Origin of the sequence: Streptomyces sp. NPDC101776, assembly GCF_044766845.1 — a bacterium.
Taxonomy (GTDB): Bacteria; Actinomycetota; Actinomycetes; order Streptomycetales; family Streptomycetaceae; genus Streptomyces.
This window is the reverse complement of record NZ_JBIWMV010000016.1, coordinates 246,074-260,870: the sequence shown is the minus strand read 5'-3', so window position 1 is coordinate 260,870 and position 14,797 is coordinate 246,074. Positions and strand designations below refer to the sequence as shown.

The window sequence follows — 14,797 nt, the reverse complement described above, 5'->3', positions numbered from 1 at the left end:
CTCGCTAGAGATGGCACGGCGATACGACACCAATGACGCGACCGACCGCACGACGGGTCTGCGCGAGGCCGCGTCCGCCGTCCGCCGGGGCGAACTCGTGGTCCTGCCGACCGACACGGTCTACGGCATCGGGGCCGACGCGTTCTCCTCGGAGGCCGTCGCCGATCTGCTGGACGCCAAGGGCCGGGGCCGCAACATGCCCACCCCCGTCCTCATCGGCTCCCCGAACACGCTGCACGGCCTCGTCACGGACTTCTCCGAGCTGGCCTGGGAACTCGTCGACGCGTTCTGGCCGGGCGCCCTCACGCTGGTCGCCAAGCACCAGCCGTCCCTCCAGTGGGACCTGGGGGACACCCGGGGCACGGTCGCCGTCCGGATGCCGCTGCACCCGGTCGCCATCGAGCTGCTGACGGAGGTCGGCCCGATGGCGGTCTCCTCCGCGAACCTCACCGGCCACCCCGCGCCGGAGGACTGTGACGCGGCCCAGGAGATGCTCGGCGACTCCGTCTCCGTGTACCTCGACGGCGGTCCGACGCCCGGCAACGTGCCGTCGTCGATCGTCGACGTCACCCGCGAGGTGCCCCTGCTGCTGCGTGCGGGCGCGATCTCGGCGGAGGAGCTGCGCAAGGTCGTACCCGACCTCGAGGTGGCGAATTGACAGCCCCTGACGCGGGGCGTGGCATAGGCAACGGGGAAGTGACGGGGAACCTGTTCGAACGAGGCCTCCCCATGGACAGCTTCCGCATCCTCCACGTCAGCACCGGCAACGTGTGCCGCTCGCCGATCACCGAGCGGCTGACCCGTCATGCCCTGGCGGACCGGCTCGGCGACCCGCTGTGGGGCGGGCTGATCGTGGAGAGCGCCGGCACATGGGGCCATGAGGGCGCGCCCATGGAGACCAACGCGGCGACGGTCCTCACCGACTTCGGCGCGGACCCCTCCGGGTTCACCGGCCGCGAGCTGCTGGACGACCACGTGATCCGCGCCGACCTGGTCCTGACGGCCACCCGGGACCACCGTCAGCAGGTCATCTCCATGGGCCACTCGGCGGGCCTGCGCACCTTCACCCTGAAGGAGTTCACCCGCCTGGTGAAGGCGATAGACCCGGCCACCCTGCCGCCCCTGGAGGAGGGCATGGTGGCCCGCGCCCGCGCCCTGGTCCGCGCGGCGGCGGCCCTCCGAGGCTGGCTCCTGGCCCCCACAGCGGAAGCGGACGAGGTCTTCGACCCGTACGGCGCCCCGCTCCCGTTCTTCCGCTCCATCGGGGACGAGATAAACCAGGCGATCGATCCGGTCGTCACGGCGTTGACGGGTGTGCCCGCGCGGACTTGATCCGGCGGGCATGGCGCCGCGTGGTGTTTCCGGGCGGACCCGACTCGACGGTCACCGCCCTCACCGGCGTACCCCCGAGGACGTGACAACGGCCGCGCGCCCCACCCGTCCCGGGCCTACATTGGACGTACGTCACCGTCGACGCCCCGGAGTCCACCATGTCGGTCATCCCTGTCCTTGAGGCCGATGTCCTGCGTCGGCAGGATCCCGAGCTGGCCGAGATCCTGCTCGGGGAGCTGGTCCGGCAGTCGACGACGTTGCAGCTCGTCGCCGCCGAGAACTTCACCTCGGCCGCCGTGCTGGCCGCGCTCGGCTCCCCGCTCGCCAACAAGTACGCCGAGGGATATCCCGGCGCCCGCCACCACGGCGGCTGCGAGATCGTCGACGTGGCCGAGCGTGTCGCCGTAGAACGGGCGAAGGCGTTGTTCGGGGCCGAGCACGCCAACGTGCAGGCGCATTCCGGGTCTTCGGCCGTGCTGGCCGCGTACGCCGCGCTGCTGCGGCCCGGGGACACCGTGCTGGCGCTGGGGCTGCGGTACGGCGGGCATCTCACGCACGGGTCGCCCGCGAACTTCTCGGGCCGGTGGTTCGACTTCGTCGGGTACGGGGTGGATGCCGAGACCGGGCTGATCGACTACGACCAGGTGCGCGCCCTCGCCCGTACGCGTCGGCCCAAGGCGATCGTGTGCGGCTCCATCGCCTATCCCCGGCACATCGACTACGCCCTCTTCCGCGAGGTCGCCGACGAGGTGGGCGCCTATCTCATCGCCGACGCCGCTCATCCCATCGGGCTCGTCGCCGGGGGAGCGGCGCCGAACCCGGTGCCGTACGCCGATGTCGTCTGCGCCACCACGCACAAGGTGCTGCGCGGGCCGCGCGGCGGGATGCTGCTGTGCGGCGCGGAACTGGCCGAGCGGGTGGACCGGGCCGTTTTCCCGTTCACGCAGGGCGGCGCGCAGATGCACACCATCGCCGCGAAGGCCGTCGCGTTCGGCGAGGCGGCGACGCCCGCCTTCACGGCGTACGCCCATCAGGTGGTCGCCAACGCCCGGGTGCTCGCGGCGGGCCTGGCGGCCGAGGGATTCGTGGTGACGACCGGTGGGACCGATACCCATCTCATCACCGCGGACCCGCTTCCCCTCGGCATCGACGGGCGCGTCGCCCGGGGTCAACTCGCCGCCGCCGGAATGGTGTTGGACTGCTGCGCGCTGCCGCACGGCGACAGTCGCGGGCTGCGGCTGGGGACGGCCGCCGTGACCACGCAGGGGATGGGGGAGAGCGAGATGGCGGGGATCGCCGCGCTCCTCGCGGGTGTACTGCGCGGGCGGGTCGAGACCAAGGCGGCGCGTGACGAAGTGCGGGATCTTGTGGGTGGATTCCCGCCGTATCCGGGCTGAACGGGGGTACCCGGACCGGAGTGCACAGCCACACGTGCAACCATCGTCGCTACCCGGAAGTCCCCAACCATATGCGTCCCTCGCTAGGGTGTGGGGCTGTGATGGCCAGCGAGACCTGTGGGGAAGCCTGTGCGTGAATACCTGCTGACGCTCTGCGTGACGGCCGCGGTGACGTATCTGCTGACCGGGCCGGTGCGGAAGTTCGCGATCGTGGCCGGAGCGATGCCCGAGATCAGGGCCCGTGACGTGCACCGGGAACCCACTCCGCGGCTCGGCGGTATCGCCATGTTCTTCGGTCTGTGCGCCGGCCTGCTGGTCGCCGACCATCTGACCAACCTCAGCGAGGTCTTCGAGAACTCGAACGAGCCGCGCGCCCTGCTCTCCGGCGCCGCCCTGATCTGGCTGATCGGTGTCCTGGACGACAAGTTCGAGATCGACGCCCTGATCAAGCTGGGCGGCCAGATGATCGCCGCCGGCGTGATGGTCATGCAGGGTCTGACGATCCTGTGGCTGCCCATCCCGTTCGTCGGCAACGTGGCGCTGACCCAGTGGCAGGGCACCCTGCTCACGGTCGCCCTGGTCGTCATCACCATCAACGCGGTCAACTTCGTCGACGGCCTCGACGGCCTCGCCTCCGGCATGGTGTGCATCGCGGCCACCGCGTTCTTCCTGTACGCCTACCGGATCTGGTACTCGTACGGCATCGAGGCCGCCGCCCCGGCCACGCTCTTCTCGGCGATCCTGATGGGCATGTGCCTGGGCTTCCTGCCGCACAACATGCACCCCGCGCGGATCTTCATGGGCGACTCCGGCTCGATGCTGATCGGCCTGGTGCTGGCCGCGGGCGCGATCTCCATCACGGGGCAGGTCGACCCGGACGCGCTGCAGCTGTTCGTCGGCTCGGAGAAGGCGGCGGTGCACCAGACGGTGCCGGTCTACATCCCGCTGCTGCTGCCGCTGACGATCATCGCGGTGCCGGCCGCGGACCTGGTGCTGGCGATCGTCCGCCGCACCTGGCGGGGCCAGTCGCCCTTCGCCGCGGACCGCGGCCATCTGCACCACCGGCTGCTGGAGATCGGCCACTCGCACAGCCGGGCGGTGCTGATCATGTACTTCTGGTCGGCGCTGATCGCGTTCGGCGCGCTCGCCTACTCCGTGAACTCGGCGTCCATGTGGATCGTCATGGGCATCGTGATCCTCAGCGCGATCGGTCTGCTCCTGCTCCTGCTGCCGCGCTTCACGCCGCGCGCCCCGCGGTGGGCCGAGCACCTGGTGCCGCCGCGATATCGCCGTCGCGGGGCGGCAGTTGACCCTGTGGTGGTGCTGGCGGAGGAGGCCCGCGATCCGCGCCCCCCGGTTGTCGCCGGAGTGTCAGGAGTCAACGGGGCGACCGCTGTCGGACCCCGTTCGCGGCTCCTGGACGGACGTAAAGCGGAGTCCTCGCGCTGACGCCAAGGTAAGAATCTGACTAAAGCGTTGCCATCTCGTGGGCAGACAAAGCGCCCCTATACCAGACAAGTTGGCCGCTATTTTGCACAGACGCGCACCATCACTCTCATGTGTGACAGCGAGCACACCTTCTAGGTAAAGACCGCATCAAATAGTTTGTGATACGGTTCACGAGAACCCGGGACAGAGCCGAAGGACCGCAGTGCGACGGTCCATTGGCGTGAGGTTCTCTCTCATCCCGGGACTACGCTCGTCCATGACGACACGCCCCCCTTAGCAAGCGGAGTTGCCGCCATGCCGTCCAATGACGCCCGGATTCTCCTTCAAGCCGCTGTGCCCACAGCTGCCGTCGGCGCGATTGCCGCCGTCGTCAGTGCCGTGGTCGCCGGCGGTAAAGGAGCTATTGGGGCAGCCGTTGCGACGCTGATCGTGATCCTCTTCATGGGAATCGGGCTCTACGTTCTGCAGCGCACTGCCAAATCGCTTCCGCACCTGTTCCAGGCGATGGGCCTCATGCTCTTCGCGGCGCAGATTCTTCTGTTGTTCATTTTCCTCGCCGCGTTCAAGCACACCACGCTGTTCAGTCCCAAGGCCTTCGCGTTCACGCTGCTCGCCGGAACCATCGTCTGGACCGCCGCGCAGACCCGTGCCCACATGAAGGCCAAGATCCTCTACGTCGAGCCCGAGAAGTCGGGGCACTCGTCGTGAGAGGTAGGGCCGGGATAAGAGCACGTAAGCGACCCTGCTATCGTCCGGTGCCAACTGCGGCATCGCGGGCGCGGGCATCTGAGCTGACGCCTGCTCAATCGCGAGGCTCGATGCCCCACTGCCGCCCCCACATCCGTAACACCAGTCCAGTGCCGAACCGCGGCCGTGCGCCGCGCCGACACAACGAGGTTGCCGTACCTATGCGCCACGCTGAAGGAGCCCGCGGTGAGTGCTGACCCGACGCAGGTGCTCGCCTTCGAGACCGACTGCCACATCTTCGACGGCTGTGGCTTCCCGGCTCCCGGCCTGCACTCGTTCCTGTTCAAGCCCCTTCTGGGGGACGGCGACAGCAACGTGTACTTCAACAAGCCGATGTTGCTGGCGCTGATCGGCTCGGTCATCGTCGTCGGTTTCTTCTGGGCCGCCTTCCGCAAGCCGAAGGTCGTCCCCGGCAAGCTGCAGATGGTCGCCGAGTCCGGCTACGACTTCATCCGCCGCGGTGTCGTCTACGAGACCATCGGAAAGAAGGAAGGCGAGAAGTACGTACCGCTGGTCGTCTCGCTCTTCTTCTTCATCTGGATGATGAACCTCTGGTCGATCGTCCCGGTCGCCCAGTTCCCGGTGACCTCGATCATCGCGTACCCCATCGTCCTCGCGGCGATCGTGTACATCGTCTGGGTCTCGCTGACGTTCAAGCGGCACGGATTCGTCGGCGCCTTCAAGAACTTCAGCGGTTACGACAAGTCGCTCGGCGCGGTTCTCCCGCTGGCGATGGGCATCGAGCTGCTCTCGAACCTGATCGTCCGGCCGTTCACGCACGCCGTGCGACTGTTCGCGAACATGTTCGCGGGCCACACCCTGCTGCTGCTCTTCACGATCGCCAGCTGGTACCTGCTCAACGGCATCGGCATCGCCTACGCGGGTGTCTCGTTCGTCATGGTCATCGTGATGACGGCCTTCGAACTCTTCATCCAGGCCCTGCAGGCATATGTCTTCGTGCTGCTGACCTGCACCTTCATCCAGGGCGCGCTCGCCGAGCACCACTGAGCACCGCCTTCCACAACCCCCCTTGGTGTCCGGTGGCCAACCTCCGCCGGTCCGTACAGATAAGGAAGAATCAGCATGGCTGCCACTGAGACCCTCGCTGCCGTCTCCGGTTCGCTCGGCTCCATCGGCTACGGCCTCGCCGCCATCGGTCCGGGCGTCGGCGTCGGCATCATCTTCGGCAACGGCACCCAGGCGCTGGCCCGTCAGCCCGAAGCTGCCGGTCTGATCCGTGCCAACCAGATCCTCGGCTTCGCCTTCTGTGAGGCGCTCGCCCTCATCGGCCTGGTCATGCCGTTCGTCTACGGCACCTGATCGACCGCGATCAGCGACAGCCCACTAGACGAAAGGCACTGACATGAGCCAGTTGCTCATTCTGGCGGCCGAGAAGGAAAACCCTCTCGTCCCGCCGATCCCCGAGCTCGTCATCGGCCTGATCGCCTTCGTCATCGTCTTCGGCTTCCTCGCCAAGAAGCTCCTCCCGAACATCAACAAGGTTCTGGACGAGCGCCGCGAGGCCATCGAGGGCGGTATCGAGAAGGCCGAGGCCGCCCAGACCGAGGCCCAGAGCGTGCTTGAGCAGTACAAGGCTCAGCTCGCCGAGGCCCGGCACGAGGCCGCGCGTCTGCGCCAGGAGGCGCAGGAGCAGGGCGCCACGCTCATCGCCGAGATGCGCGCGGAAGGCCAGCGGCAGCGCGAGGAGATCGTCGCCGCCGGTCACACGCAGATCGACGCCGACCGCAAGGCCGCTTCGCAGGCGCTGCGCCAGGACGTGGGCAAGCTCGCCACCGACCTGGCCGGCAAGCTCGTCGGCGAGTCCCTCGAGGACCACGCCCGGCAGAGCCGTGTGATCGACCGTTTCCTCGATGAACTTGAGGAGAAGGCCGAGGCGGCGCGATGAACGGAGCGAGCCGCGAGGCCCTGGCAGCCGCACGTGAGCGTCTCGACGCGCTGACGGACTCCACGTCCGTGAACGCGGCGCAGCTCGCCGACGAGCTGGCCGCCGTCACCGCGCTGCTCGGCCGTGAGGTGTCCCTGCGCCGGGTCCTCACCGACCCGGCGCAGGACGGCGAGGCCAAGGCCCAGCTTGCCCAGCGCCTGCTCGGCGGCCAGGTCGGCGGCTCCGCCCTCGACCTGCTGTCCGGCATGGTGCGCTCCCGCTGGTCGCAGTCCCGCGACCTGGTGGACGCGCTGGAGGAGCTGGCGGCCACCGCCGACCTCACCGCCGCCCAGCAGTCGGGCGAGCTCGACGACGTCGAGGACGAGCTGTTCCGGTTCGGCCGGATCGTCGCCTCGAACACCGGGCTGCGTGCCGCGCTGACCGACCGCGCCGCCGGCACCACGGCCAAGGGCGAGCTGCTCGGCAGCCTGCTCGGCGGCCGCGCCAAGCCGGCCACCGAGCGACTGGTGACCCGCCTGGTGACCGCGCCCCGGGGACGTAGCCTGGAAGCGGGACTCGAGTCCCTCTCCAAGCTCGCCGCCGAGCGCCGCAGCCGCCTGGTCGCGGTCGTCACCACGGCGGTCCCGCTGAGCGACCCGCAGAAGCAGCGCCTGGGCGCCGCCCTCGCGAAGCTCTACGGCCGCCACATGCACCTGAACATCGACGTGGACCCCGAGGTCCTCGGCGGGATCCGGGTGCAGGTCGGCGACGAGATCATCAACGGCTCCATCGCGGACCGCCTCGATGACGCCGCCCGCCGCATGGCGGGCTAGCAGTACCCATACAAAGACGTAGTAAGGCGGCCCGAGTTGGGCCGTGCAGAGGATTCACCTCGTTCATGGGGGGAGTCCCCCCATCCCCCCAAGTGAAACTTCGGGCCCAACAAGGAGAGCAGGGAACCCAGATGGCGGAGCTCACGATCCGGCCGGAGGAGATCCGGGACGCGCTGGAGAACTTCGTCCAGTCGTACAAGCCGGACGCGGCCTCGCGCGAGGAGGTCGGTACGGTCACCCTTGCCGGCGACGGCATCGCGAAGGTCGAGGGCCTGCCCTCGGCCATGGCCAACGAACTGCTGAAGTTCGAGGACGGCACCCTCGGTCTCGCGCTCAACCTCGAAGAGCGTGAGATCGGTACCGTCATCCTCGGCGAGTTCAGCGGCGTCGAGGAGGGCCAGCCGGTCACCCGCACCGGCGAGGTCCTGTCCGTCGCCGTCGGCGAGGGCTACCTCGGCCGTGTCGTCGACCCGCTCGGCAACCCGATCGACGGCCTCGGCGAGATCGAGACCACCGGCCGCCGCGCCCTGGAGCTGCAGGCTCCGGGCGTCATGGTCCGCAAGTCGGTGCACGAGCCGATGGAGACCGGCTACAAGGCCGTCGACGCGATGACCCCGATCGGCCGTGGCCAGCGTCAGCTGATCATCGGCGACCGCCAGACCGGCAAGACCGCGCTGGCCGTCGACACGATCATCAACCAGCGCGACAACTGGCGCTCGGGCGACGTGAACAAGCAGGTCCGCTGCATCTACGTCGCCATCGGTCAGAAGGGCTCCACCATCGCCTCCGTGCGTGGTGCGCTCGAAGAGGCCGGCGCGCTGGAGTACACGACCATCGTCGCCGCCCCGGCGTCCGACCCGGCCGGCTTCAAGTACCTTGCGCCGTACACCGGTTCGGCCATCGGCCAGCACTGGATGTACGAGGGCAAGCACGTCCTCATCATCTTCGACGACCTCTCCAAGCAGGCCGACGCCTACCGCGCCGTGTCCCTGCTGCTGCGCCGCCCGCCGGGGCGCGAGGCCTACCCGGGTGACGTCTTCTACCTGCACTCCCGTCTGCTGGAGCGCTGCGCGAAGCTCTCCGACGAGATGGGCAAGGGCTCGATGACCGGTCTGCCGATCGTCGAGACCAAGGCCAACGACGTCTCGGCGTTCATCCCGACCAACGTCATCTCCATCACCGACGGCCAGTGCTTCCTGGAGTCGGACCTCTTCAACGCCGGTCAGCGCCCCGCGCTGAACGTCGGTATCTCCGTCTCCCGAGTCGGTGGTTCCGCGCAGCACAAGGCGATGAAGCAGGTCTCCGGCCGACTGCGCCTCGACCTCGCCCAGTACCGCGAGCTGGAGGCGTTCGCCGCCTTCGGTTCCGACCTGGACGCCGCGTCGAAGGCCCAGCTGGAGCGCGGTCAGCGTCTGGTCGAGCTGCTCAAGCAGGCTCAGTACCAGCCGATGGCCACCGAGGACCAGGTCGTCTCCGTGTGGTCCGCGACCACCGGCAAGATGGACGACGTACCGGTCGAGGACATCCGCCGCTTCGAGAAGGAGCTCCTGGAGTACCTGCACCGCAAGGAGCAGGGCCTCATGACCTCCATCAAGGAGGGCGGCAAGATGTCGGACGACACCCTCACCGCTGCCGCGGACGCGATCGCCGAGTTCAAGAAGCAGTTCGAGACCTCGGACGGCAAGCTCCTCGGCGAGGACGCCCCGGCCGCGGCCAAGTGACGTAAGGAAGGGACCTGACTCATGGGAGCCCAGCTCCGGGTCTACAAGCGTCGCATCCGATCCGTCACCGCGACCAAGAAGATCACCAAGGCGATGGAGATGATCGCCGCCTCGCGCGTCGTCAAGGCGCACCGCAAGGTGCAGGCCTCGACGCCGTACGCGAAGGAACTGACGCGTGCGGTCACGGCGGTCGGTACGGGTTCGAACACCAGGCACCCGCTGACCACCGAGGCCGAGACGCCGACCCGTTCCGCGGTGCTGCTCCTCACGAGCGACCGCGGTCTGGCCGGTGCCTTCAACTCCAACGCCATCAAGGCGGCGGAGCAGTTGACCGCGCGTCTTGTGGCCGAGGGCAAGGAGGTCGACACGTACATCGTCGGCCGCCGCGGTGTCGCCCACTACAACTTCCGTGAGCGCAAGATCTCGGAGCAGTGGACCGGCTTCACCGACGAGCCCACGTACGCGGACGCGAAGAAGGTCGCGGGTCCGCTGATCGAGGCCATCGAGAAGGACACGGCGGAGGGCGGCGTGGACGAACTCCACATCGTCTACACCGAGTTCGTCTCGATGATGACGCAGACGCCGGTCGACAGCCGGCTGCTGCCCCTCAGCCTCGAAGAGGTCGCGGAGGACGTGCCCCAGGGCGAGATCCTTCCGCTGTACGACTTCGAGCCGTCGGCGGAGGACGTCCTGGACGCCCTTCTGCCGCGGTACGTCGAGAGCCGTATCTACAACGCGCTGCTCCAGTCGGCTGCCTCCAAGCACGCCGCCACCCGCCGCGCGATGAAGTCGGCGACCGACAACGCGGGAGACCTGATCACCACGCTCTCCCGTCTTGCCAACGCGGCCCGCCAGGCCGAAATCACCCAGGAAATCAGCGAGATCGTCGGTGGCTCCGCAGCCCTGGCCGACGCGACCGCGGGGAGTGACAAGTAAGTGACGACGAACACTGATATCGCAGTGGCGGCCGTTGCCACGGGCCGCGTCGCCCGGGTCATCGGCCCGGTCGTCGACGTGGAGTTCCCCGTCGACGCGATGCCGGAGATCTACAACGCTCTGCACGTCGAGGTGGCCGACCCGGCCCTGGACGGCGCGAAGAAGACGCTGACCCTGGAAGTCGCCCAGCACCTGGGCGACGGCGTGGTCCGCACCATCTCGATGCAGCCCACCGACGGTCTGGTCCGCCAGGCCACGGTCACCAACACGGGCACGGGCATCACCGTCCCGGTCGGCGACTTCACCAAGGGCAAGGTGTTCAACACCCTCGGTGAGGTGCTGAACTCCGACGAGAAGTACGAGGGCGAGCGCTGGTCCATCCACCGCAAGGCCCCCCGCTTCGACGAACTCGAGTCGAAGACTGAGATGTTCGAGACCGGCGTCAAGGTCATCGACCTGCTCACCCCGTACGTCAAGGGTGGCAAGATCGGCCTGTTCGGCGGTGCCGGCGTCGGCAAGACGGTGCTCATCCAGGAGATGATCTACCGCGTCGCCAACAACCACGACGGTGTCTCCGTGTTCGCCGGTGTCGGCGAGCGCACCCGTGAGGGCAACGACCTCATCGAGGAGATGGCCGACTCGGGCGTCATCGACAAGACCGCCCTTGTCTTCGGTCAGATGGACGAGCCCCCGGGCACCCGTCTGCGCGTGGCGCTGGCCGGTCTGACCATGGCGGAGTACTTCCGCGATGTGCAGAACCAGGACGTGCTGTTCTTCATCGACAACATCTTCCGCTTCACGCAGGCCGGTTCCGAGGTCTCGACCCTGCTCGGCCGGATGCCCTCCGCGGTGGGCTACCAGCCGAACCTGGCCGACGAGATGGGTCTCCTCCAGGAGCGCATCACCTCGACCCGCGGTCACTCGATCACCTCGATGCAGGCGATCTACGTCCCCGCGGACGACCTGACCGACCCGGCCCCGGCCACCACCTTCGCCCACCTCGACGCGACGACGGTTCTCTCCCGTCCGATCTCCGAGAAGGGCATCTACCCGGCCGTGGACCCGCTGGACTCCACGTCCCGCATCCTCGACCCGCGGTACATCGCGGCGGAGCACTACAACACCGCGATGCGCGTCAAGACGGTCCTGCAGAAGTACAAGGACCTTCAGGACATCATCGCGATCCTCGGTATCGACGAGCTGGGCGAGGAGGACAAGCTCACCGTCCACCGTGCCCGTCGCGTGGAGCGCTTCCTGTCCCAGAACACCCACGTCGCCAAGCAGTTCACCGGCGTCGACGGGTCGGACGTCCCGCTGGACGAGTCGATCGTGGCCTTCAACGCGATCATCGACGGCGAGTACGACCACTTCCCGGAGCAGGCGTTCTTCCTCTGCGGTGGTATCGAGGACCTGAAGGCCAACGCCAAGGAGCTGGGCGTCTCCTGACCCCTTGCTTCACCTGAGGGGGTGGGGCCGTGTCCCACCCCCTCTCCCACGCCCACTAGAATTGACCCCACACCCGGCACGACCGCCGGGTGATGACCCGAGGAGCCCACCTTGGCTGCTGAGCTGCATGTCGAGCTCGTCGCCGCGGACCGCCAGGTCTGGTCCGGCGAGGCCACCCTGGTCGTCGCGCGCACCACGTCCGGCGACATCGGCGTCATGCCCGGTCACCAGCCGCTGCTCGGTGTGCTGGAGTCGGGCCCGGTGACCATCCGTACGAGCGACGGAGGGACGGTCGTCGCCGCGGTGCACGGCGGTTTCATCTCGTTCGCGGACAACAAGCTGTCGCTGCTCGCCGAGATCGCCGAACTGTCGGACGAGATCGACGTCCAGCGCGTGGAGCGCGAGCTGGAGCGTGCGAAGGCGGAGGGCGACGAGTCCGCCGAGCGTCGCGCGGATGTCCGACTGCGTGCGGTGGAGACGCGCTGAACCCAGTTTCGACGCGATGACGTGACTCAGCCGCGGCTGGGACCGGAGGAATCCGGCCCCAGCCGCGGCTGAGGCGAATGTGGGTGTTTTTTCCGTTCCGTTACCTGTTTTACCTAGGAGACGAGGAGGTCGGTGTCGATGGTCCTCGCTCTGACTGTGTGCGGAATTGTGGTGGCCCTGGTAGTGCTGGGGCTGTTCGTCTTCGGCCTGCGCCGCAGACTCATCCAGCGCTCCGGTGGCACCTTCGACTGTTCGCTCCGCTGGGACGTCCCGGAGAAACCCGACACCAACGGCAAGGGCTGGAGCTACGGCGTCGCCCGCTACAACGGCGACCGCATCGAGTGGTACCGCGTCTTCTCCTACGCCTACCGCCCGCGCCGCACACTGGAACGCTCGGCGATCGAGGTGGCCGGCCGCCGCCTCCCCGAGGGTGAGGAGGAGTTGGCGCTGCTCTCCGACGCGGTCATCCTGACCTGCCTGCACCGGGGCACGCGGCTCGAACTCGCCATGAGCGAAGACGCGTTGACCGGGTTTCTCGCGTGGCTCGAAGCAGCCCCGCCCGGTCAACGCGTCAACGTCGCTTAGTTCCTACTTCTTCTTGTCTTGGTTCTGTTCGGCCAACTCGCCTACGCGAGGCCGTTGTTGATGGCGGTCACCAGCTCACCGTTGCTGGTGTCGCCGCTGAAGTCCCAGAAGAACGCGCCGCCCAGACCCTGGGTCTTGGCCCACGCCATCTTCGTGCCGATGGTCGCCGGGGTGTCGTACGACCACCAGTTGTTGCCGCAGTAGGCGTACGCCGTGCCGGCGATGGTGCCGGTGGCCGGGCAGGACGTCTTGAGGACCTTGTAGTCCTCGATGCCCTGCTCGTAGGTGCCCGCCGCCGGGCCGGTCGCCGAGCCGCCGGGTGCGGCCTGGGTCACGCCGGTCCAGCCTCTGCCGTAGAAGCCGATGCCGATGAGCAGCTTGCTCGCGGCGACGCCCTTCGACTTGAACTTGGCGATCGCGTCGGCCGTGGTGAAGCCCGGGGTCGGGATGCCGGTGTAGGTGGTGAGCGGGGAGTGCGGGGCGGTCGGGCCGGTCGCGTTGAAGGCGCCGAAGAAGTCGTACGTCATCACGTTGTACCAGTTGACGTACTGGGCCGCGCCCGCGTAGTCGGCGGCGTCGATCTTGCCGCCGGAGGTGCCGTCCGCCGTGGTGGCGGCGGTGACCAGGTAGCTGGAGCCGAACTTGGTGCGCAGGGCGGACATCAGGTTCTTGTACGCCGCCGCGCCGCTGGTGTCGCAGCTCAGGCCGCAGGCGTTCGGGTACTCCCAGTCGATGTCGATGCCGTCGAAGACGTCGGCCCAGCGCGGGTCCTCGACCAGGCTGTAGCAGGAGTTGGCGAACGCGGTCGGGTTGGCCGCGGCCTGCGCGAAGCCGCCGGACCAGGTCCAGCCGCCGAAGGACCACAGGATCTTGATGTTCGGGTACTTGGCCTTCAGCTCGCGCAGCTGGTTGAAGTTGCCGGCCAGCGGCTGGTCCCAGGTGTCGGCGACACCGCTGACCGACTGGTCGGCGGTGAACGTCTTCTGGTAGTCGGCGTAGGCGTCACCGATCGCGCACTGCCCGTTCGTCACGTTGCCGAACGCGTAGTTGATGTGCGTGATCTTCGCCGCCGAGCCCGAGGTCACCAGGTTCTTGACCTGGTAGTTGCGGGTGTAGGTGCCCCACTCGGTGAGGTACCCGAGCTTGACCTTGCTGCCGGTAGTCGGGGGAGTGGTGCTGCCGCCCGTGGTGTGCACGGCGACCGAGCCGCTGACCGGTCCGGTCTGGTCGGCGGTGTCGCGGGCCTGCACGGTGTACGAGTAGTCGGTGCCGGCGGTCAGGCCGGTGTTCGTGTACGACGTGGTCGTGACCGTGGCGACCTTGGTGCCGTCGCGCAGGACGTCGTAGTTCTTGACGCCCTTGTCGTCGGTGGCGGCCGACCAGGACAGGTTCACCGAGGTGTCGGTGATCGACGACGCGGTGGGGGTGCCGGGCGCGGAGGGGGCCGCGTCACCGGGGACGGTGGTGCCGCCGTCACAACTGCCGCCGTTCAGAGAGCAGTTGGAGGGCGAGCCGCTGCCGGCGCCGTTGAAGCCGAAGGAGACGGAGGCGCCCGCGGCGATGGTGCCGTTGTAGGACTTGTTCTTCGCGGTCCAGTGGCTGCCGGAGCTGGTGACGTCCGCGTCCCAGGCCGAGGTGACGGACGTGCCGGAGGGGAAGTCCCACTCGACCGTCCATGAACTGATCGCGCTGGTACCGGTGTTCTTGACGGTCCACTGACCGCCGAAGCCGGTGCCCCAGTCGCTGGTCTTGGCGAAGGTGGCGGTGGCGGTCGAGGCGGCCTCGGCGGGGGCCGCCAGACCGACGAGAGCGGCGAGCGGGAGCAGCAGGGTGGTGAACCCGGCAACTGCTCGTTGTCTGAAGCGCATTGAGCGCCTCCTCGGGGGTGTCGGGGATGACGTGGGGCGCGACTGAGCCTTCGCACCCACAGTGCCGCGAGAATAGAAAGGTCTGGACCACGGGTCAATAGGTCTGGACCAC

At 68.1% G+C, this 14,797-nt stretch carries 15 protein-coding genes; 14 read left to right on the top strand and 1 reads right to left on the bottom strand.

Annotation, left to right across the window (positions count from 1 at the left end):
• The first annotated feature begins 10 nt into the window (after window positions 1-10).
• The 14 genes from ACIRRY_RS37440 to ACIRRY_RS37375 all read left to right on the top strand — a co-directional run bounded on the left by ACIRRY_RS37440 (window position 11) and on the right by ACIRRY_RS37375 (window position 12,817).
• Window positions 11-658 carry an L-threonylcarbamoyladenylate synthase gene (locus ACIRRY_RS37440; RefSeq protein WP_033285396.1) on the top strand — a complete coding sequence of 216 codons (648 nt, stop codon included), beginning with the start codon at window positions 11-13 and terminating at the stop codon, window positions 656-658.
• Window positions 655-1,332: a protein-tyrosine-phosphatase gene (locus ACIRRY_RS37435; RefSeq protein WP_403981965.1), complete on the top strand. Its 678-nt coding sequence runs from the start codon at window positions 655-657 to the stop codon at window positions 1,330-1,332. Before ACIRRY_RS37440 ends, ACIRRY_RS37435 begins: the two co-directional genes overlap by 4 nt.
• Window positions 1,333-1,490: 158 nt before the next feature.
• Window positions 1,491-2,729, top strand: coding sequence for a serine hydroxymethyltransferase (glyA, locus tag ACIRRY_RS37430; RefSeq protein ID WP_403981962.1), 1,239 nt, complete (start codon window positions 1,491-1,493; stop codon window positions 2,727-2,729).
• A 129-nt stretch (window positions 2,730-2,858) separates the two neighbouring features.
• A complete protein-coding gene (locus tag ACIRRY_RS37425) occupies window positions 2,859-4,178 on the top strand; it encodes an MraY family glycosyltransferase (RefSeq protein WP_403981959.1) in 1,320 nt (439 codons plus the stop codon).
• Window positions 4,179-4,472: 294 nt separating this feature from the next.
• Entirely contained in the window at window positions 4,473-4,886 is a 414-nt protein-coding gene (locus tag ACIRRY_RS37420; RefSeq protein WP_403981956.1) for a hypothetical protein, read from the top strand.
• 210 nt (window positions 4,887-5,096) lie between these two features.
• A complete protein-coding gene (gene atpB, locus ACIRRY_RS37415) occupies window positions 5,097-5,933 on the top strand; it encodes a F0F1 ATP synthase subunit A (protein WP_078651739.1) in 837 nt (278 codons plus the stop codon).
• A 75-nt stretch (window positions 5,934-6,008) separates the two neighbouring features.
• On the top strand, window positions 6,009-6,245 hold the full coding sequence (locus ACIRRY_RS37410; RefSeq protein WP_043683105.1) for an ATP synthase subunit C: 237 nt from the start codon (window positions 6,009-6,011) through the stop codon (window positions 6,243-6,245).
• Between the two features lie 43 nt (window positions 6,246-6,288).
• The gene (locus ACIRRY_RS37405) at window positions 6,289-6,831 is read left to right on the top strand and encodes a F0F1 ATP synthase subunit B (RefSeq protein ID WP_200679770.1); all 543 of its coding nucleotides are present in this window, start codon (window positions 6,289-6,291) and stop codon (window positions 6,829-6,831) included.
• Window positions 6,828-7,643 carry a F0F1 ATP synthase subunit delta gene (locus ACIRRY_RS37400; RefSeq protein ID WP_403981953.1) on the top strand — a complete coding sequence of 272 codons (816 nt, stop codon included), beginning with the start codon at window positions 6,828-6,830 and terminating at the stop codon, window positions 7,641-7,643. The genes ACIRRY_RS37405 and ACIRRY_RS37400 overlap by 4 nt, the downstream gene beginning before the upstream one ends.
• Before the next feature lie 131 nt (window positions 7,644-7,774).
• A complete protein-coding gene (gene atpA, locus ACIRRY_RS37395) occupies window positions 7,775-9,364 on the top strand; it encodes a F0F1 ATP synthase subunit alpha (RefSeq protein WP_403981950.1) in 1,590 nt (529 codons plus the stop codon).
• Window positions 9,365-9,385: 21 nt separating this feature from the next.
• Complete coding sequence (locus ACIRRY_RS37390) at window positions 9,386-10,300, top strand: F0F1 ATP synthase subunit gamma (protein ID WP_403981948.1); 915 nt, start codon at window positions 9,386-9,388, stop codon at window positions 10,298-10,300.
• On the top strand, window positions 10,301-11,746 hold the full coding sequence (gene atpD / locus ACIRRY_RS37385) for a F0F1 ATP synthase subunit beta (RefSeq protein WP_403981945.1): 1,446 nt from the start codon (window positions 10,301-10,303) through the stop codon (window positions 11,744-11,746).
• 111 nt (window positions 11,747-11,857) lie between these two features.
• On the top strand, window positions 11,858-12,232 hold the full coding sequence (locus tag ACIRRY_RS37380; protein ID WP_266772606.1) for a F0F1 ATP synthase subunit epsilon: 375 nt from the start codon (window positions 11,858-11,860) through the stop codon (window positions 12,230-12,232).
• Between the two features lie 138 nt (window positions 12,233-12,370).
• Window positions 12,371-12,817, top strand: coding sequence for a DUF2550 domain-containing protein (locus ACIRRY_RS37375; RefSeq protein ID WP_403981942.1), 447 nt, complete (start codon window positions 12,371-12,373; stop codon window positions 12,815-12,817).
• Between the two features lie 41 nt (window positions 12,818-12,858).
• On the opposite strand, the gene ACIRRY_RS37370 is transcribed toward ACIRRY_RS37375, so the two are convergent.
• Entirely contained in the window at window positions 12,859-14,685 is a 1,827-nt protein-coding gene (locus ACIRRY_RS37370; RefSeq protein ID WP_403981940.1) for a glycosyl hydrolase family 18 protein, read from the bottom strand.
• Window positions 14,686-14,797: the final 112 nt, after the last annotated feature.